This window comes from Psychrobacter sp. 16-MNA-CIBAN-0192 (assembly GCF_040309565.1).
Classification (GTDB): domain Bacteria; phylum Pseudomonadota; class Gammaproteobacteria; order Pseudomonadales; family Moraxellaceae; genus Psychrobacter.
The window spans coordinates 1-460 of the sequence record NZ_JBEOOX010000046.1 but is presented as its reverse complement, the minus strand read 5'-3'; the positions used below and the strand labels follow the sequence as shown (position 1 = coordinate 460).

General features: G+C 49.8%; 1 protein-coding gene. It reads right to left on the bottom strand.

From position 1 onward, the window contains the following. The coding region (locus tag AAEY78_RS12285) for a P-loop NTPase (RefSeq protein WP_352339625.1) at window positions 1-460 on the bottom strand (460 nt) is incomplete at both ends.

The window sequence follows — 460 nt, the reverse complement described above, 5'->3', positions numbered from 1 at the left end:
CAATTGGATATCACCCGTACCCGGTGGCATATCAATCACTAAGTAATCTAGCTGCGGCCAATTGGTTTGATTATACAGTTGCATCAAGGCACCAGTAGCTTTTGGTCCGCGCCACGCGACAGGCGTATTGTCACCGTCGAGCAAGCTACCAATCGATAGCATTGCCATGCCATGCGCATTGATAGGAACGAACTGCTCATTTTCTAGCTCAGGTCTGACATTATCGACGCCCAGCATGGTTGGCATACTAGGACCATAAATATCAGCATCGAGCACGCCAACACGGTTGCCTAGCTTTTGTAATGCCAAAGCGATATTCACGGTAGTCGTTGATTTACCAACACCACCTTTACCCGACGCCACCACGATAATATGGCGAATACGCGGATGCGCTGTCAATGATGCTTGTGTCGGCGCGGCTTTGGTAATCGGCGGTTCGGCAGCAGTATCAGTTTTAGTG